The organism is Ideonella azotifigens, assembly GCF_021043325.1.
GTDB lineage: Bacteria > Pseudomonadota > Gammaproteobacteria > Burkholderiales > Burkholderiaceae_C > Ideonella > Ideonella azotifigens.
Window position 1 is genome coordinate 312,349 of the sequence record NZ_JAJNKD010000003.1, and the last position, 16,689, is coordinate 329,037.

The window sequence follows — 16,689 nt, forward strand, 5'->3', positions numbered from 1 at the left end:
CTGCAACCCTTGCCGCGGACTGCACCATGAAGCTTGCCGAGGAAACCATCCCCAGCGGTGAGGCACAGGTCATCGAGGACCTGGTGGCGCGGCTGCAGGCCAAGATCACGCGGGACAACGCGGGCGGGCCGATGCGGCGGGATGCGCATCCGAAGATGCATGGGCTGGTGAAAGCCGAGTTCATCGTCGAGCCCGGCCTGCCGCCGGAGCTGCGGGTGGGCGTGTTCGCCGAGCCGCGCAGCTATCCCGCGTGGATACGCTTTTCCAACCAGGACGGCAGCCTGAACCCGGACAAGGGGCGCGACATCCGTGGCATGGCCATCAAGCTGATGGGCGTGCCGGGCGACAAGCTGCTGGACGAGGAACGGGATGCGCCCACGCAGGACTTCATCCTGATCAGCACGCCTGTTTTCGTGACGCGCGATGCAGCCGAGTTCGATGCGCTGCTGGCCAGCCTGACCGGCAGCGGCTGGGCCAAGCTGGTCTTTTTCCTGACGCATTGGCGGGTCACCTGGAACCTGCTGCGTTCGATGGTGCGCTTTGCCAATCCGCTGCAGATCCGCTACTTCAGCACCACGCCCTACCTGTTCGGCAACACGGCGGTGAAGTATTCGGCCATGCCGCATGTGAGCGTGCCGGACCGCATCCCGGACCGGCCGGATGACGACTACCTGCGCCTGGCGATGCGCCAGCAACTCACGGTCGGCGAGGCGCGCTTCGATTTCGCGGTGCAGCTGCAGGTAGACGCGCAGGCCATGCCGATCGAGGACCCGGGCCATGAGTGGTCGCAGGCCCTGTCACCGTTTCGCAAGGTGGCCAGCATCGTGATTCCAGCGCAGGCATTCGACACCGAGGCGCAGCGCGAGCTGGGCGAGAACCTGTCGTTCACACCCTGGCACGCCTTGCCAGCGCACCGGCCGCTGGGCGGCGTGAACCGGGCGCGCAGGGTCGTCTATGCGGCCATCTCGAAGTACCGCCACGCCTGCAACCAGCAGCCGCGGCGCGAGCCGCAGGGCTGGGACGGCTGAGCGCCCGCCGTGATCAGGTCGGGTCGATGACGCCGGCCGCGATCATGCGCAGCGCCGTGAGGCTGGGCACGAAGAAGTAGTCGCCGCCGCGGGTCTCGACGAAGCGCGGGATGCGGGGCAGGAAGTGCGGGGCGTCGTGGCCGGCGGGGTCGGTCTGCAGCACGGCCTTGCTGGGCTGGGTCGGGTCTTCGCTGTGGTTGCCCAGCAGGATGTCCTTGTCGTTGCCGGCCTTGAAGTCGTTGCCATAGTTCATCCATTGCTGCTGGACGAATTCGAACTGGCGGTTGATGTCGGCATTCACCAGCATGATGACGATGCCGTGGTTGCCGTCGTCGCGGCTGCGGTCCTTCACCTGGCCATAGGGCAGGCCGCGCCGCAGCATGCGGCGGCGGTTGGACAGCGCGCCCGGGGTGTCGAAGGCGTCCACACTTTGCTTCAACGAACCCGGCAGGTCGCCCGGCTCGTGGATCATCTGCAGCGAGCCACGCGGGTTGCAGCGGCGGATGTGGGCGCTGAACGGGCACTTGGCGCCGCTCATGTCCTGGTTGTAGTCGAAGTCGCTCAGCAGGTCGTCGACCTTGGCCATGTCGCCGGCTTTCAGAGCCGCGTAGAACTCGGCGTCAAAGCGCTGCTTGGACGCGGCGTCGGGTGCGCGGGCCAGTGGTGCGCCGTTGTCTCGCCAGCGGCCGGCGAACTTGGCGGCCAGCAGCTCCTTGCCGCCGGGATAGGCGCGGCCCTGCTGTTCGAGGTAGGCCTCGAAGGTGCCCACGTTCTGGTGCAGCTTGCGGTAGATCAAGTAACTGCCATTGCGCGCCAGCAGCCCCGGCTTCGGGCCGGGTGGGTATTCGTGCGCCTCGTCCGGATGGCCGAGCAGGAACTCGCCGGTGGCCAGCGGCGCCCAGGTGCTGCCGGGCATCGGTTTGCCGCGGCCCTTGGTGCTTTGCGCGGACGGCGGCATGCCTTCGAACACCGGGTCGCTGATGCCGTCGGTGTAGCCGAAGTGTTCCTTGGCGACCACTTGCCCGTTCTCCACCAGCGCGTGGGCATCCTGGTAGTCCAGCAACTCGCCATCGTCGCCCACGTTGCCGCCGAGGATCTGCGCGCCGTCGCCGTAGGTCTCGACGATGGACTGCAGCTTTGCGTAGCCCTTTGCCAGTGCTTCGGGGCTGACGGCGTTCAGCGAGGCGAACACATGCACGTCCTGCGTGTCGCGGTGCTTGCGCCAGATCGGGTCCCAGTGCTGCGGCGCGCTGCTGCCGGTGTCGCCGAGGATGTCGCGGCGCTCGCGCATGCCGGCGGCGAACTCGGGCGAAAAGCTCATCAGCGAGGCGGTGGGCAGGCCGAGCTGGGCCAGGCCGGGGTAGGTGAAGGCGAGGTTCAGGGTCCAGTCCGGGCGCGGCATCTGGCCGGGACCGGGGCCCCAGTCCAGCGAGCCGGTGACGTAGCGGGTCAGGTCGCCCACCAGCGCCCGGCCGGCGGCCGGTTGGTGAACGGCCAGGAACACGTAGCGGGCGAGCGGGTAGCCGAAGCGGCCATAGGCCCGCACCAGGTTGCCCTGGATGTCCAACAGGTCCAACTGCTTGGTCATGGGTTGCTCCGGGGATCAGCGGCGATCAAAGGCATTCAAAGGCGGTAGCGGCCGGGCGACCAGGTCGGCCCGGCGATGTTGGGCGGGTCCACGCGCTGCATGAACTCGGCCATGCGCCGGCGCAGCGTGGCCGGGTCCAGGCCCTGGCTGTCGACCGCGAAGCGGGTGAACTCCTGCTTCAGGTAGAGCGCCTTGAGCTGCTCGGCCAGCGGGTCGTCGTTGCTGCCGTTGAAGAACAGCGCGGCCGGCAGTTGGCACTTGCGGATGTAGGCGGCAAAGCTCGAACCGTCGGTGACCTGCTCGAAGCCATGGCACCAGCCCCAGACTTCGCGGATGCGGCCTTCGATGGCGCCCCACATGCCGCGCAGGTAGGCATCGACATCGCCGTCCACCCCGCCATGCAGCTCCGACGAAAAGACCAGGTAGCGGCTCTTCAGGTGATCCTCGGCCGGCAGCACGCTCTTGCGCAAGGCGTTGGGCAGCACCGGCAGCAGGTCCGACAGCGTGTCCAGCACACCGGCACCGGGCAGGGATTGGTGGTAGACATCGTCGAGCACGAAGAAGCGGCACAGGTAGGTGTTGGGCACGCCTGTCATCGGGCTGTTGGGCTCGGTGTTCCAGCCTTGCAGGCGGTCCCGCACGACGTCGGCGTAGGCAATGCCGTCCGAGGTCCAGCCTTCGCGGATGGGGGACAGGGCCGTCAGGGCGTAGGCCCGGCCGCTCACGTTAGCTGGCATGGCTTGCCTCCTGGCCAGCGGTGGGTGCCGGCGGTTTGCCTTCCTTGGGCAGGCTGGCGTGCCAGCGTTCGCGGCGCTCGACCTGGTAGGCCGACATGCTGACGATGGGCGTGGGCGCCATGTCGCCCAGGTCATGCTGCAGCGAGCGCAGCAAGGCCTTGTAGCGTGTCATGAAAGCCTCGTCGCTGACGTCCGAACCTTGCTGGAAGGCCAGCAGTGCGTTACGCACTGCATGCGCGCTCTTCACGTCGTTGGAGGTCGCCAGCGGGTAGGCGTTGTAGTAGTGGATCGTCTCGATCTGGTTGAAGCGGATGTACTGGTGAAACGGCGTCAACGCGATGGAGCGCGGGTAGCGCAGGTTCCACTTCCAGAACATGTCCAGGCCAGCGGGAATAGCGAAGGAGAACGAGTCGACGTACTGGTCCCAGCTGCCATTGAAGTTGCTGAAGAACAGCATGTAGGCGTACTTCAGTTCCTCCCTGGGCTGCTGCGGCGACAGGTGCGGGAACTGCTTCGGACCGATGATCACCCAGCGGGCATAGTGGATCAGCGACAGCGTGATCAGCCCCTTGAGCGTGGACGGGATCTTCAGCGCGACCCAGAAGATCAGCTTGTTCAGCCACGCCGTGTACCAGCGGATCGGCGTGAGCACGTTCATCGCGTAGGCCTTGCCTGCCACGTTCGACATGGGTCCTCCCTCGGATTGCGGGAAAGAATGCCCCCTGAACCGCGGGACGGCGCTTGAGTTTCCTCAAGAGCGCGGCGATGGTACGGCCAAGGCCTTGCCGCCGATACCCCTGATTTCGCGTGGTTCGTGCCGCAAAGAGGCGACGCAGCGACCATCCGTCCTCAAGGCAGAGGGCGCGGCGCGTCGATCTCGTCAATGGGCCAGCCGATGCGCGCCCCGGCGACTTCAGCGCGGTTTGACGAACTTCAGCGTCATGCGGTCGGACTCGCCAATGGCCAGGAACTCGGCCTTGCCCACCTCGCCGCCTTGCAGCGTGGGCGGCAGCGACCAGACGCCGTTCGGGTGCTCGTGCATGTCCTTGGGGTTGGCATTGACTTCGCTGCTGCCGGCCGGTTCGAAGCCGGCGGCACGGGCGCGGGCCACGACGAAGTCCACCGGCACGTAGCCGGTGGCTATCACCTTGGCCAGCGGCGTGCCTGGCGTGGCGCGGTGTTCCTCCACGCCGAGCACGCCACCCGGCTTCAGCACCGCGTAGAAGGCGCGCAGCGTGTCGTCCAGGTTGCCGGCTTCTATCCAGTTGTGGATGTTGCGGAAGGTGAGCACCAGGTCGGCGCCGCCGGGCGGGGCGATGTCGGTGAAGCCCACGGCCGTGGGCATGCTGCCGACCTTGGCATGGCCGTAGACCGCCGGCTCGGCGGCCAGCTTGGCCTCGAAGCGGGCGCGACCCTTGCGCGCGCCCTCGCTGCCGCCGGTGGCGCTGTTGTGCGCCGCGTAATAGTGGCCATGGTCGCGCAGGTAGGGCGCCAGGATCTCGGTGTACCAGCCGCCGCCCGGCGCGATCTCGATCACCGTCTGCCCCGGCTTCAGGCCGAAGAAGCGCAGCGTCTCGAACGGGTGGCGGTAGACGTCGCGCGCGCGGTTGGCGGCGCTGCGCTGCGGTCCGTCGATCACGGCCTTCAGCAGCGCGCCATCGGCGTCGGCCGGCGTGGCGGTGGCAGCTCGTGCGGCCAAGGGCAGCGCGGTCAGCAGCGGGCTCAGCAGCAGCACGCTGGCGGCACGGCGGTCGGGGCGAAAGCTCAGGGTCATGTCGGGGCGCCTTGGGTCGGATGATCGGAGCGGAGGGCGGCCTGAGTGTCCGACAAGTGCCGCATGCCAGCCATGGCAGGGGCTTTTGGCGGCGCTTGCCTACACTTGCGGCTGTTCCTGCCTGCTCCGTTGCCATGTCCGCCCCTGCCGCCGCGCCGCCTCAGCCCCTGCCCAACACCATTGCCGCGCTGCGCCAGCAGTTCGCCGCCTTGGGCGCACAGCCGGCGCACGCCCAGCGCCTGCTGCGCCACTGGGCTCAGGCCCAGCCGCTGGATGCCGGCAAGCGCCGCGTGGAGGACTTCCTGCCCAAGCCGCTGCGCGAGGCGCTGCCGGCGCTGCAGCGGCAGCTGGAAGGCCTCGTCAGCCTGCGCTCCAGCCACCCGGGCGAAGACGGCTCGGCGCGGCTGTTGGTGGACCTGGCGGACGGCCAGGCGGTGGAGAGTGTGCTGCTGCCGCGCGACGGGCTTTGCGTGTCCACGCAAGTGGGCTGTGCGGTGGGCTGCGTGTTCTGCATGACAGGCAAGGAAGGGCTGATCCGCCAGGTCGGCAGTGCCGAGATCGTCGCCCAGGTGGCGCTGGCGCGGCGCCAGCGGGTGGTCAAGAAGGTGGTGTTCATGGGCATGGGCGAGCCGGCGCACAACCTGGACAACGTGCTCGAAGCCATCGAGCTGCTGGGCACCGGCGGCGCCATCGGCCACAAGAACCTGGTGTTCTCGACCGTGGGTGATGCGCGCGTCTTCGAGCGCCTGCCGCAGGGCACGGTGAAGCCCGCGCTGGCGCTGTCGCTGCACAGCACGCGGGCCGACCTGCGCGCCGAGCTGCTGCCACGCGCACCGCGCATCGCGCCGGCTGACCTGGTGGACGCGGGCGAGCGCTACGCGCGGGCCACCGGCTATCCCATCCAGTACCAGTGGACGCTGCTGGACGGCGTCAACGACAGCGAGGAGGAGATGGATGGCATCGTGCGGCTGCTGCAGGGCAAGTACGCGCTGATGAACCTGATCCCCTACAACACCGTGCCCGAGCTGCCGTACCGCCGGCCGGCCTGGGACAAGGCCGCGGCGATGGCGCGCCGGCTGCACCAGCGCGGCGTGCTGACCAAGCTGCGCCACTCGGCCGGGCAGGACGTGGACGGTGGCTGCGGCCAGCTGCGCGCCCGCGCGGCCGATGGCAGCCAGGCCCAGCCGGTGCATGTGCTGCGGCGCCGCGCGGCGACCTAAGGCAAGTTGGCAAACTGCCGCCGGTAAGCCGCCGGGCTGACCTGCGCCAGCCGGCGGAAGTGTCGGCGCATGGATTCTTCGGCGCCAAAGCCGGCCAGCTCGGCGACCTCGGCCAGCGCGCGTTCCGGGTGGGTTTCCAGCAGCTCCTTGGCCAGGCCCACGCGCTCGCGGATCAGCCAGTCCACCGGCCCCAGCCCGCTGGCCGCCTGGAACTGGCGCTGCAGGCTGCGCGGGCTCATCGACGCCTCGGCCGCCATGCTGGCCAGCGTGTGCGGCAGGCGCGGGTTGGCGCGCAGCCAGTCCATCAGCCTGGCCACGCGGCTGCCTTCGTCGCTGGGCAGCGGCCGGGGCACGAACTGGGCCTGGCCGCCGTCGCGGTGCGGCGGCAGCACCAGGCGCTGCGCCACCTGGTTGGCCACGCGCACGCCGTGGTCGCGCCGCACCAGGTGCAGCAGCATGTCCAGCCCTGCGGCAGAGCCGGCCGAGGTGAGGATCTGGCCCTGGTCCACGTAGAGCGCATTGGCGTCCACCTTCAGCGCCGGGTAGCGCGCGGCGAGCTTCTCGGCGTAGCGCCAGTGGGTGCTGACGGTCAGCCCGTCCAGCAGGCCGGCCCCAGCCAGCACGAACACACCCGAGCAGATGCTGCACAGCCGCGCGCCGCGTGCATGGGCGCGGCGCAGCGCACGCAGCAGCGGCTCGGGTGGTGCTTGGTCCGCACCGCGCCAGCCGGGGACGACGATGGTGTCGGCGCGGGCCAGCGTGCGCAGCCCATGCGGCGCCAGCACCTGGATGCCGCCGGCCGCGCGCAGCGGGCCGGGCTCGGCCGCACAGACCTTGAAGTCGTACCAGGGCACGCCCAGCTCCGGACGCTGCAGTGCAAACAGCTCCACCGTGCAGCCGAACTCGAACGTGCACAGCTGGTCGTAGGCAAGGGCGGCGACGAGGTGATCCTGCATTGGCGCATTGTTGCCGGAGACTGTCGTGTGCGCCACTGGGCGGAAATGCGGCGGGTGCCGACACTGAGGCATCTTTCAACACCCCAGGACCCACCGATGACCACCGCCGTGACCGCCATCCCCGCCGCCGCTTCAGACGAAGCGCTGCGCCACTTCGAATCTGCCTTCCGTTTCGAGACCGATTGCTGGGACGTGCACGACGCGCTGTCCCAGGCCGAGCCCGGCTTCGTGCTGCTGGACGTGCGCAACGCCGAGCTGTATGCCGCCGGCCATGTGCCTGGCGCGCTGCATTGGCCACACGGCAAGCTGACCGAAGGCAAGCTGGCGGGCTATCCGGCGGGCACCTTGTTCGTCACCTATTGCGCCGGCCCGCATTGCAACGGCGCACATCGCGGCGCGGCCCGGCTGGCGAAGCTGGGCCGGCCGGTGAAGATGATGATCGGCGGCATCACCGGCTGGCTGGACGAGGGCTTCGAGCTGGCGCGGGGGGCGGGCATCACGCCGACTGATAGAGCGTGACGACGCAGGCCCCGCCCAGGCCTAGATTGTGTTGAAGCGCGGTGCGTGCCAGCGGTACCTGGCGCTGCTCGGCCGTGCCCCGCAGTTGGTGGGTCAGCTCGTAGCACTGCGCCAGCCCTGTCGCACCGAGCGGATGTCCCTTCGACAGCAGTCCACCCGACGGGTTGGTCACGACCTTGCCGCCATGGGTGTTGTCGCCTGCGTCGATGAACGCAGCGGCCTCGCCTTCGCGGCACAGGCCGAGCGCTTCGTAGGTGATCAGCTCGTTCTGCGCGAAACAGTCATGCAGCTCGACCACGTCAAGGTCTTCGGCACCGATGCCGGCCTGTTCGTAGACCTGCTTCGCTGCAGCCTGGCTCATGCCGTACCCGACCAGCTTCATCATGTCGTGGCTCTCGAACGAGTCGGGCCGGTCGGTGGTCATGGCCTGCGCCGCGATGAACACGTCGGTGCGTAGGCCATTGCGCTTGGCGAAGGCTTCCGACACCAGCACGGCAGCCGCTGCGCCGCAGGTCGGCGGGCAGGCCATCAGGCGTGTCAGCACGCCGGGCCAGAGCATCGGTGCGTTCATCACATCGTCCACCGAGAGTTCCTTGCGCAGCAGCGCGAGCGGGTTGCGCGCTGCATGGCGGCTGGCTTTCGCGCGCACCTTCGCGAAAGCTTCGAGCGGCGTGCCGTGCTTGCGCATGTGCGCTTGGCCGGCACCGCCGAAGTAGCGCAGTGCGAGCGGCAGATCGGGCATGCCGACGAGTTCTGCGGCCTCGCGGTCGAAATCCTCGAATGGGCTCGGCCGGTCGTTGAACACGGTGCCGATGGCGCCGGGGTTCATCTGCTCGAAGCCAAGCGCCAGCACGCATTCGGCCGCACCCGACTCGATGGCCTGCCGCGCAAGGAACAGCGCGGTCGACCCGGTCGAGCAGTTGTTGTTGACGTTGAAGATTGGAATGCCGGTCATGCCCAACCCGTAGACCGCCTTCTGGCCGGCGGTGGAGTCTCCATACACATAGCCGACGTAGGCCTGCTGCAGCGCGCCGAACTCGATGCCGGCGTCGGCCAGCGCGAGCCGGCCGGCCTGGGCGGCCATCTCGGGATACGGCGCGTTCGCGCCGGGCTTGACGAAGGGGATCATGCCGATCCCTGCGATGAATGCCTTGTTCGACATGGCGTCCTTCAATGTGGCGCCGGCATGCGTTGCAGCATCTCGGCGCGGATGTCCTTCTTCATCACCTTGCCGACCTTGGAGCGCGGCAGGTCGGCCCAGATCTCGACCAGCTTGGGCGCCTTGACGCTGCCGATGCGCGCCTTGACGAACGCGACGATCTCCTCGGGCTGCACGCTGCGGCCGGCATGCAGCTGCAGCACCGCCACGACCTTCTCGCCCCATTTGTCATCGGGCAGGCCGATCACCGCGCTGTCCTGCACATCGGGGTGTTGCATTAGCGCCTGCTCGACCTCGACCGAGTAGACGTTGAAGCCGCCGGTGATGATCATGTCCTTGGCGCGGTCGACGATGTACAAGAAGCCGTCAGCGTCGAGCCGGCCGATGTCGCCGGTGTGGTGCCAGCCGAAGCGGCCGACCTCTTCGGTGGCCTTCGCGTCCCGGTAGTAGCCCAGCATCACGAGCGAGCTGCGGATCACGATCTCGCCGGTCTCGCCCGCCTTCAGTAGCTCGCCCTCGCTGTTCATGGTCGCAACCTGCACCAGCGGGCCGGGGCGTCCGGCCGACGACAGGCGCGACTGCGCGACCGAGCCGTCGGCGTTGAAGTGGTCCTTCGGCGCCATCATCGAGATCATCATTGGCGCCTCGGTCTGGCCGAAGAGCTGTGCCATCACCGGGCCGATCTTCGCCAGCGCTTCTTCGAGCCGCGCGGCCGAGATAGGCGCAGCGCCGTACCAAAAGCACTGCAGCGAATCGAGTTGGGTTGTCGCCAGCTTCTCGTGCTGCAGCAGCATGTAGATCAGCGTTGGCGGCAGGAAGGTATGCGTCACGCGGTGCTTCTCCACCAGCGCGAGGAAGTCGGTGAGGTCGGGCTTCGGCATGATCACCAAGCGGCCGCCCAGCGCCATCACCGGGAAGGTGAGCACGCCGGCCGCATGCGTCAGCGGCGCAAGCGCGAGGTAGGTCGGGCGGCCGTCGAACGGGTAGCCCATCAGCGTCAGCGCGCTCATGGTCTCGAGGTTGCGGCCTGAGAGCATCACGCCCTTGGGCTGGCCCGTCGTGCCGCCGGTGCCGGCGATCATCGCGACATCGTCGACCACCGGCACATCGAGCGCCTCATCGCTCATGCCCTCCAGCCACTGCGCCAGCGAGACCGCGAACGGCCACGGCTGGTCGAGGCAGACGAACAGCTTCACCTTCGGCAGCTTCGCGCGCATCTGCTCGACCATGGGTGCGTAGGCGCCTGCGAAGATGAGGCAGCCGCAGTCGAACGCGTCGAGCACGAAGCGGTTCTCGGCGGCCTCGTTGCGCGGGTTGACGGGGCACCACACAGCAGCGGCGCGCGAGATGCCGAACACGCAGGCGAACGCGGTCGCGTCGTTGCTGGCCAGCACGGCAACCTTGTCGCCTGCGTGAATGCCCGAGCGCTGCAGCGCGCGCGCGACGCGGTGGCTGAAGCGCTGCACGTCGCCGTACGAGAGGTCGGTGGTGCCCATCGTCAGGCACGGCGCGCCCTCGCCGAGCGATGCGCCCTTGTCCAGGTAGTCGATCAGTCTCAATGGAGCCCCTTGTCCGGTGAGTACACCGGCCGATCCCCCGAGGGGATGCGGGCCGGCTTGGGGCGGCCCGGCACTCGGCCAGCCGCGACCTGATGCATCACTTGTGCACGGTCAGTATGGGCGCCTGCACCAGCCCGAAGCTGCGCAGCGCGCCGAGCAACTCGCGGTGCCCGAACGCCTGGCAGCCCGACGCAAAACCAACCCGCTTCGGCGCCTGCTGCAGCAGCGAGGCCGCGGCGAAGGCCTGCAGCAGCCCCGTCTGCTTGTAGTTGCAGTTGCCGTAGATCACGCAGTGCGCGCGTGCCAGCGGCCCCTGTGCGTGCACCGAGTCGACCGACTTGTTGATGCGTGGGTTCTCGCGCGGCGGCATCGTGTTCATCACGCTCGCGGCGGTTTTCGAAAGGGCGACGTAGCGGTCCTCGTCGTTCATGCCTTCGGTCGCCTTCAACGCCGCCGCGACGATCTGCGGCACCCCCAGCATCAAGGGCTTGTTGAAGACGCCGCCGAGCACCTTGACGTTGGAGACGCGGGGATCCTTGCGGAACCAGACCGGGTGCGAGGTGCCACCCCACGGCAATGCGAGCGCCGCTTCGTGCTGGCCGGGGATCGTGACGTTGTAGAGGCCCGCATCCGGCTGCCACTCGACGAGCTTGTTCTGCTCCAGGAAGAAGGCCTTCGAGGTGGCCGCGTTGACGAGGATGGTCTGCGTCGACGCGATCGTCGGGCTGCCGCCCCAGAAGACCGCAATGTCCAAAGTGTCGAGGCCGGGCGTTTCGAGGCACAGTTGTGCGGCGATCTCGCCGGTCGTGTACATCTGGGCGAGGCCGGGCGAAAGCAGCAGGCCGGCGGCGGCGAACCTGGCGCCGTATTCGTCGTCCAGCGTGATCAGCCAGTCCTGTTCGCCGGTCGTGTCGGTGTAGTGGCACTTCGCGGCCAGGCAGGCCTGCACGACCTCGTGGCCGTACTTCGAGAACGGGCCGACGGTGTTCAGCACGACGGAGGCGCCGCGGAACAGCTCGGTCAGCGCCTCGGCGGTGTGGATCACCTCGACGACTTCGTAGTCGGCCGTCTCGATGCCCGCGACGTTCGACTTCATTGCCGCCTGGATCTTCTCGCCGCTGCGCCCCGCTGCGATGAACGGCACGCCGTACTCGCGAAGGTACTCGCACACCAGCCGGCCGGTGTAGCCGGAAGCGCCGTACACGACCACGGGTTTCTTGTTCTTGCTCATGGTTTTCTCGTCCTTTGTTTGTGAGGCTTACATGCCCATGCCGCCGTCGACCGGCAGCCCTGCGCCGGTGATGAAGCGCGCCGCATCCGAGCACAGGAACACGACCGCATCGGCCATGTCGGCAACCTCACCGAGGCGGCCCGAGGGCGTCTGTTCGATGATCGCGCCCACCGCTGCCTCGGGCGAAGAGAACAGGCCTGCCGCGACCACATCGGCGGCGAGCTTCATGCCCATCTCGGTGGGCACCAGCCCCGGATAGATGCAGTTCACGCGGACGCCGTAGCCCAGCTTGCCGGCCTCCATCGCGGCCACGCGCGTCAGGCGGTCGACGGCCGACTTGGTCGCCGAGTAGCCGGCGATGGCCGGGAACGCGATCGTCGCGGCGACCGACGAGAGGTTGACGACCGCGCCGCCCTTGCCAGCCGAGCCGTTCGGCCGCATCGCGCGGAACGCGTGTTTCAAGCCGAGCGCGGTGCCGACGATGTTGACGTCCAGCATCTTGCGCAGTTGATCCGGATCGATCTCCGAGACCAGCGCCGTGACCTCGATGCCTGCGTTGTTGATCAGGATGTCGAAGCCGCCAAGCGTGTCGATGGTGGTCTTCACGGCGGCTTCCCAGTCGGCCTCCTGCGTCACGTCGAGCTTCACGAAGCCGACCTTCGCGCCGTCCGCGGTCAGTTTGCCGGCGGTATCGCGGCCGAGCGAGGTGAGCACGTCACCGATCATCACCGAAGCACCGGCGGCGGCCAGTGCCTGTGCCATGCCTTCACCGAGGCCGCGCGCGCCTCCGGTGACCAGGGCCTTGCGGCCGGTCAAGTCGAACTTCGTCATTGCCTTGTCTCCTACTGTTTTTGGACGCTCGTCAAAGAGCGCGATTCGATGCTAGGAGTGGCCTTGACGAGTGTCAAGATTTATCCTTGACAGTTGTCAAGATCGCGGGTTTGCACCGAGAGGTGCTGGCCTTTCGGCGCGCTTCCTTCCTACAATTCATGGCATGGAGAAACTCGCAGCCCCCCGCGCGAAACCGCGCGACGAAAAGTTCACCGAACGCCGTGCGCAGCTCGGCGAGGCGGCGCTGCAGACGTTGGCCGAACTCGGCTACGCGCGCACGAGCCTGCGCGAGATTGCGCAGAACTCCGAGTTCTCGCACGGCGTGCTGCACTACTATTTCACCGACAAGGTCGACCTGATCCTTTGCAGCGTGCGCCAATACAAGGCGCGTTGCGTGATCCGCTACGACGCGGTCACCACCACCTCGACCACCTTCGAGCAGTTGCTCGATGGCTTTGTCGCTGCGCTCGGCCAGACCGTGCGCGACGAAGCGCCGATGCACCGGCTTTGGTATGACCTGCGTTCGCAGTCGCTGTTTGAAGAGGCCTTTCGCGCCGATGTGGCGGCGATTGAAGCGAGCCTGGAGAAGATGATCTGGCGCGTCCTCACGCGCATGTCGAGCCTTGCCGGCGCGCCGTTGCGCGCTCCCAGCAACGTGGCCTACGCGATGTTCGACGGGATCTTCCAGCAGTGCCTGATCAAGCACCTGTCTGGCGACCGCAAGGCGATTGCCGCGATGCAGTCGAACGCGCGATTGCTTGTTTCTCAACTGCTGGGGTTGCCGGTTTCGGTCGAGCGCAAAAGGCGCGCATGACGCCGGGCCGCGCAGCGGTCAACGCGGTCGCCATCAGCGCCACGCCCGCCAGCTGCACCGCGCTGAGCGCGTGCCCGTACACGGCCCAGTCCATCACGATGGCCGCAGCCGGGTACACGAACTGCAGCAGTGCGATGCGGCTGGTGGCCAGGCGCGTCATGCCGGCGTAGAGCAGCACGTAGGCCAGCCCGGTGTGGATCACGCCCAGGCCAGCCAACCAGGCCCAGCTGCTGCCAAACGCCGGCCAGCCGTGCAGGACGGGCCAGGCCAGCAGCGCCAGCGTGCCCAGCGCACATTGCCACCACGCGAGCGCAAACGAGCTGATGCCGCGCGCCTGCTTGGCGATCAGCGTCACACCGGCGTAGCAGAGCGACGCGCCCAGGCACATGGCCAGGCCGCTCAGGTAGCCCGGCTGCTGCAGGTGGCCGGTGGCGCCAGCGTCCAGCAGCCCGGTGGCCAGCGCCAGCCCGGCCAGTGCCGCCAGCGCGGCAGCAGCCTGGCGCCATGACACCGGCTCGCGCAGCCACCATGCGCCCAGCGCCAGCACCCACAGCGGCTGCACGTGGAACACCACGGTGGCCACGCCGATGGAGGTGCGCGTGATGGACGCGAAGAACAGCGCCCAGTTGCCCAGCATCAGCGCACTGGCTGCCAGCGCGGCTGCGAACGCCGTGCCTCGCAGCCGCAGTTCCGCCAGCCGACTGCTGGCCGCGCCCCAGGCCAGCAGCGCCAGCATGCCGAACGCACAGCGAAACCACACCGTGGTCAACGGGTCCTGGCCGGCGTCTTCGACAAAGGCGCCGATGCTGCCCAGCAGCAGCCCGCCGGCCACCATCAGCAGCACGCCTTGGCGCTCGCGCTGCAAGGCCTGGGGAAGGGCCGGGTTCGGCAAAGGTGAAACAGCGGTGCCGGGGTTCGATGAGCGCATGGTGCGAGCCATTGTTCGGCCCTGCCAGCCAGCCAACAAGCGCATTGTTTTGGCTGCTAGCATTCGAAAACCGAATACATGAGCTTGCCCAGCATGCCTGCCGCCGACCTTCAACTCGACTGGATGCGCGCCTTTGTCGCGGTGGTGGACGCCGGCTCCCTGACCGCCGCGGCGCCGCTGGTGCACCGCTCGCAGTCGGCGCTGAGCATGCAGCTGAAGAAGCTGGAAGACGCCGTGGGCCGGCCGGTGCTCAACCGTGGGCCGCGCCACCTCGAACTCACGCCCACCGGCCTCGAACTGCTGGGCCATGCGCGGCGGCTGCTGGAAGTGCATGCGCAGGCCCAGGCGGCGCTGCACGGCCCGGCGCTGAGTGGCCGCGTGAGCCTGGGTGTGCCTGACGACTATGCCGCCACCTACCTCACGCCGGTGTTGCGCAGCTTTGCCACGCGGCACGCCGGCGTGGAGATCACGCTGGTCTGCGAGCAGTCCACCTCGCTGCTGCCGAAGATTTCGCGCGGCGAGATCGACCTGGCGCTGGTCTCGCGCGACCGGGCCAACCGCGGCACGCCGCTGTTCCGTGAGCCGCTGGTGTGGGTGGGCGCGCCGCAGCACGAGGCCTGGCGGCGCGACCCGCTGCCGGTGGCCACCTACGAGGTCGGCAGCCTTGTGCGCAAGCATGCACTGGCCGCGCTGGACGCCCAGCGCCGCGCCTACCGCGTGGCCTACAACAGCGCCAGCCTGGCCGGGCAGCTGGCCGCCGTGGAAAGCGGGCTCGCGGTGGCCGTGCTGACGCGTTGCTGCCTGCCGCCCGGCTTGCAGTTGCTGCAGGACAAGCACGGCCTGCCGGCGCTGCCTTCAGTGGAAGTGGCGGTGGTGCGCAGCCGCGCGTCGGCGGGTTCGGGCGCGGTGGATGCGCTGCATGCCGAGGTGCTGCGCACGCTGCGGCGGGCGGGCTGAACAGCTGGCGCGCCAGCTGCCCGTAACATACGCGCGGTCTCATCGCCCCACATCGCCATGCCAGCCAAAGCCGCCCGCGCTGGCGCGCCCCGTCCCGAAACGCCTGCCAGGCGCGGTGCCGCCAGGCGCGTCACGATGACCGATGTCGCGACGCAGGCCGGTGTGTCTCAGTCCACCGTCTCGCTGGTGCTCAACGGCATGACCGGCACGCAGCTCGCCGAGGAAACCCGGGCCCGTGTCGCGCGCGTGGCGGCCGAGCTGGGCTACCAGTTGCCCGAGCGCAAGCCGGAGCGGCGGGTGGCTGCGGCCAGGCGTGTGCCGGCAGGCGCGGGAGCCGGCACCGGGCTGATCCTTTACCTGGTCGACGAGGTCTCGACCAGTCCGCATGCGGCGCTGTCCATCGACGGTGCGAAGGACGAGGCCTGGCGCCAGGGCGCGCTGGTCTGCGTGTTTGCCACGCGCTCGAGCAGCGCGGTCGAGGCTGCGGTGCTGGCCACCATGCTGGCCAACCCGCAGCTGCTGGGCGTCGTCTACTCGACCATCTTCACCCGCGCGGTGACGCTGCCGGCGCCGCTGGCCGGCGTGCCCACGGTGCTGCTGAACTGCCACCCGGTGGACGAGGGCACGCCGCCAGCGGCGCTGTCGATCTCATCGGTGGAGCCCTCGGAGGTGACCGGCGGCCAGGTGGCGACCGAATGCCTGATCGATGCCGGCCACCGCCGCATTGGTTTCATCAACGGCGAGCCGTGGATGGACGCCGCGCACGACCGGCTGCTGGGCTACCGCCGCGCGCTGGCCAGCGCCGACATTGCCTTCGACCGCAAGCTGGTGCGCGAGGGCGACTGGCACGTCGCCTCCGGCCACGAGTGCACGCTGCTGCTGATGCGCCAGGAGCCGCCGCCCACGGCGATCTTCTGCGCCAACGACCTGATGGCCGTGGGCTGCCTGGAGGCGCTGCACGAGCTGGGCCTGCGCGTGCCGCAAGACGTTTCGGTGATGGGCTACGACGACCAGGAAATCGCCCGCCACACCAAGCCGGCGCTGAGCACGCTGGTGCTGCCGGACTACGAGATGGGCCGGCTGGCGGTGGAAATGCTGCTGGCCGAAGTGGCAGACCCGGCGCGCCGCAAGCGCCGGCACAAGGTCGAAGGCAGCCTGGTGGCACGCGCCACTGTGGCGCCGCCCAAGCCGCGTTGATCAGCTGACTGCCGGCGCGTGCCCGTTGCCGCGCGGGTCATGCCAATGCCTCTGGCCGCAGCTCGCTGCCGGCAAACCACCACATACCAACGCTTACATCGTTTCGCTGGTGTCGCCATCGCCCGTTTACTAATAATCTGAGTATTAGCAAATTATTAGTGACGACCGCATGGGGCGAGTCGTCCGGCACA

16 protein-coding genes are annotated in these 16,689 nt (G+C 68.5%); 6 read left to right on the top strand and 10 right to left on the bottom strand.

Going from position 1 to position 16,689, the window contains the following annotated elements:
• The first annotated feature begins 26 nt into the window (after window positions 1–26).
• Window positions 27–1,028, top strand: coding sequence for a catalase family protein (locus LRH25_RS09535; protein ID WP_141289419.1), 1,002 nt, complete (start codon window positions 27–29; stop codon window positions 1,026–1,028).
• A gap of 13 nt (window positions 1,029–1,041) precedes the next feature.
• Here the strand turns inward: LRH25_RS09535 and LRH25_RS09540 are convergent, their stop codons facing one another.
• The 4 genes from LRH25_RS09540 to LRH25_RS09555 all read right to left on the bottom strand — a co-directional run bounded on the left by LRH25_RS09540 (window position 1,042) and on the right by LRH25_RS09555 (window position 5,127).
• On the bottom strand, window positions 1,042–2,616 hold the full coding sequence (locus tag LRH25_RS09540; protein WP_141289418.1) for a Dyp-type peroxidase: 1,575 nt from the start codon (window positions 2,614–2,616) through the stop codon (window positions 1,042–1,044).
• A gap of 35 nt (window positions 2,617–2,651) precedes the next feature.
• Window positions 2,652–3,353, bottom strand: coding sequence for a hypothetical protein (locus LRH25_RS09545; protein ID WP_141289417.1), 702 nt, complete (start codon window positions 3,351–3,353; stop codon window positions 2,652–2,654).
• Window positions 3,343–4,041: a hypothetical protein gene (locus tag LRH25_RS09550; RefSeq protein ID WP_211361479.1), complete on the bottom strand. Its 699-nt coding sequence runs from the start codon at window positions 4,039–4,041 to the stop codon at window positions 3,343–3,345. Before LRH25_RS09550 ends, LRH25_RS09545 begins: the two co-directional genes overlap by 11 nt.
• 225 nt (window positions 4,042–4,266) lie before the next feature.
• Window positions 4,267–5,127 carry a class I SAM-dependent methyltransferase gene (locus LRH25_RS09555; RefSeq protein WP_231011046.1) on the bottom strand — a complete coding sequence of 287 codons (861 nt, stop codon included), beginning with the start codon at window positions 5,125–5,127 and terminating at the stop codon, window positions 4,267–4,269.
• Window positions 5,128–5,261: 134 nt separating this feature from the next.
• On the opposite strand from LRH25_RS09555, the gene LRH25_RS09560 reads away from it, so the two are divergent.
• On the top strand, window positions 5,262–6,347 hold the full coding sequence (locus LRH25_RS09560; protein WP_231011047.1) for an RNA methyltransferase: 1,086 nt from the start codon (window positions 5,262–5,264) through the stop codon (window positions 6,345–6,347).
• On the opposite strand, the gene ftrA is transcribed toward LRH25_RS09560, so the two are convergent.
• Window positions 6,344–7,303: a transcriptional regulator FtrA gene (ftrA, locus tag LRH25_RS09565; protein WP_231011048.1), complete on the bottom strand. Its 960-nt coding sequence runs from the start codon at window positions 7,301–7,303 to the stop codon at window positions 6,344–6,346. The two genes, LRH25_RS09560 and ftrA, sit on opposite strands and share 4 nt — an antisense overlap.
• A gap of 96 nt (window positions 7,304–7,399) precedes the next feature.
• On the opposite strand from ftrA, the gene LRH25_RS09570 reads away from it, so the two are divergent.
• Entirely contained in the window at window positions 7,400–7,822 is a 423-nt protein-coding gene (locus tag LRH25_RS09570) for a rhodanese-like domain-containing protein (protein ID WP_141288741.1), read from the top strand.
• Here LRH25_RS09570 and LRH25_RS09575 read toward each other — a convergent pair.
• The 4 genes from LRH25_RS09575 to LRH25_RS09590 all read right to left on the bottom strand — a co-directional run bounded on the left by LRH25_RS09575 (window position 7,800) and on the right by LRH25_RS09590 (window position 12,602).
• Complete coding sequence (locus tag LRH25_RS09575) at window positions 7,800–8,984, bottom strand: lipid-transfer protein (protein WP_141288740.1); 1,185 nt, start codon at window positions 8,982–8,984, stop codon at window positions 7,800–7,802. The two genes, LRH25_RS09570 and LRH25_RS09575, sit on opposite strands and share 23 nt — an antisense overlap.
• 8 nt (window positions 8,985–8,992) lie before the next feature.
• Window positions 8,993–10,540 (bottom strand): AMP-binding protein, encoded by a 1,548-nt coding sequence (locus LRH25_RS09580; RefSeq protein ID WP_141288739.1) that lies wholly within the window; start codon window positions 10,538–10,540, stop codon window positions 8,993–8,995.
• A 97-nt stretch (window positions 10,541–10,637) separates the two neighbouring features.
• Window positions 10,638–11,771, bottom strand: coding sequence for a DUF5938 domain-containing protein (locus LRH25_RS09585; protein WP_141288738.1), 1,134 nt, complete (start codon window positions 11,769–11,771; stop codon window positions 10,638–10,640).
• Window positions 11,772–11,798: 27 nt separating this feature from the next.
• Window positions 11,799–12,602 (bottom strand): SDR family NAD(P)-dependent oxidoreductase, encoded by an 804-nt coding sequence (locus LRH25_RS09590; protein ID WP_141288737.1) that lies wholly within the window; start codon window positions 12,600–12,602, stop codon window positions 11,799–11,801.
• Window positions 12,603–12,672: 70 nt separating this feature from the next.
• On the opposite strand from LRH25_RS09590, the gene LRH25_RS09595 reads away from it, so the two are divergent.
• Window positions 12,673–13,416 (top strand): TetR/AcrR family transcriptional regulator, encoded by a 744-nt coding sequence (locus tag LRH25_RS09595; protein ID WP_231011049.1) that lies wholly within the window; start codon window positions 12,673–12,675, stop codon window positions 13,414–13,416.
• Here LRH25_RS09595 and LRH25_RS09600 read toward each other — a convergent pair.
• Window positions 13,301–14,344 carry a DMT family transporter gene (locus LRH25_RS09600; protein ID WP_231011050.1) on the bottom strand — a complete coding sequence of 348 codons (1,044 nt, stop codon included), beginning with the start codon at window positions 14,342–14,344 and terminating at the stop codon, window positions 13,301–13,303. The two genes, LRH25_RS09595 and LRH25_RS09600, sit on opposite strands and share 116 nt — an antisense overlap.
• 93 nt (window positions 14,345–14,437) lie before the next feature.
• On the opposite strand from LRH25_RS09600, the gene LRH25_RS09605 reads away from it, so the two are divergent.
• On the top strand, window positions 14,438–15,301 hold the full coding sequence (locus LRH25_RS09605) for a LysR family transcriptional regulator (RefSeq protein ID WP_231011129.1): 864 nt from the start codon (window positions 14,438–14,440) through the stop codon (window positions 15,299–15,301).
• Window positions 15,302–15,358: 57 nt separating this feature from the next.
• On the top strand, window positions 15,359–16,498 hold the full coding sequence (locus LRH25_RS09610; RefSeq protein WP_310742418.1) for a LacI family DNA-binding transcriptional regulator: 1,140 nt from the start codon (window positions 15,359–15,361) through the stop codon (window positions 16,496–16,498).
• Window positions 16,499–16,689 lie beyond the last annotated feature (191 nt).

What these genes read in the sequence shown, in the direction of transcription:
- LRH25_RS09590 (WP_141288737.1), bottom strand. Translation starts at nt 12,602, where the DNA reads ATGACGAAGTTCGACTTGACCGGCCGCAAGGCCCTGGTCACCGGAGGC.
- LRH25_RS09550 (WP_211361479.1), bottom strand. Translation starts at nt 4,041, where the DNA reads ATGTCGAACGTGGCAGGCAAGGCCTACGCGATGAACGTGCTCACGCCG.
- ftrA (WP_231011048.1), bottom strand. Translation starts at nt 7,303, where the DNA reads ATGCAGGATCACCTCGTCGCCGCCCTTGCCTACGACCAGCTGTGCACG.
- LRH25_RS09545 (WP_141289417.1), bottom strand. Translation starts at nt 3,353, where the DNA reads ATGCCAGCTAACGTGAGCGGCCGGGCCTACGCCCTGACGGCCCTGTCC.
- LRH25_RS09540 (WP_141289418.1), bottom strand. Translation starts at nt 2,616, where the DNA reads ATGACCAAGCAGTTGGACCTGTTGGACATCCAGGGCAACCTGGTGCGG.
- LRH25_RS09575 (WP_141288740.1), bottom strand. Translation starts at nt 8,984, where the DNA reads ATGTCGAACAAGGCATTCATCGCAGGGATCGGCATGATCCCCTTCGTC.
- LRH25_RS09605 (WP_231011129.1), top strand. Translation starts at nt 14,438, where the DNA reads ATGCCTGCCGCCGACCTTCAACTCGACTGGATGCGCGCCTTTGTCGCG.
- LRH25_RS09610 (WP_310742418.1), top strand. Translation starts at nt 15,359, where the DNA reads ATGCCAGCCAAAGCCGCCCGCGCTGGCGCGCCCCGTCCCGAAACGCCT.
- LRH25_RS09535 (WP_141289419.1), top strand. Translation starts at nt 27, where the DNA reads ATGAAGCTTGCCGAGGAAACCATCCCCAGCGGTGAGGCACAGGTCATC.
- LRH25_RS09555 (WP_231011046.1), bottom strand. Translation starts at nt 5,127, where the DNA reads ATGACCCTGAGCTTTCGCCCCGACCGCCGTGCCGCCAGCGTGCTGCTG.
- LRH25_RS09585 (WP_141288738.1), bottom strand. Translation starts at nt 11,771, where the DNA reads ATGAGCAAGAACAAGAAACCCGTGGTCGTGTACGGCGCTTCCGGCTAC.
- LRH25_RS09570 (WP_141288741.1), top strand. Translation starts at nt 7,400, where the DNA reads ATGACCACCGCCGTGACCGCCATCCCCGCCGCCGCTTCAGACGAAGCG.
- LRH25_RS09560 (WP_231011047.1), top strand. Translation starts at nt 5,262, where the DNA reads ATGTCCGCCCCTGCCGCCGCGCCGCCTCAGCCCCTGCCCAACACCATT.
- LRH25_RS09600 (WP_231011050.1), bottom strand. Translation starts at nt 14,344, where the DNA reads ATGCGCTCATCGAACCCCGGCACCGCTGTTTCACCTTTGCCGAACCCG.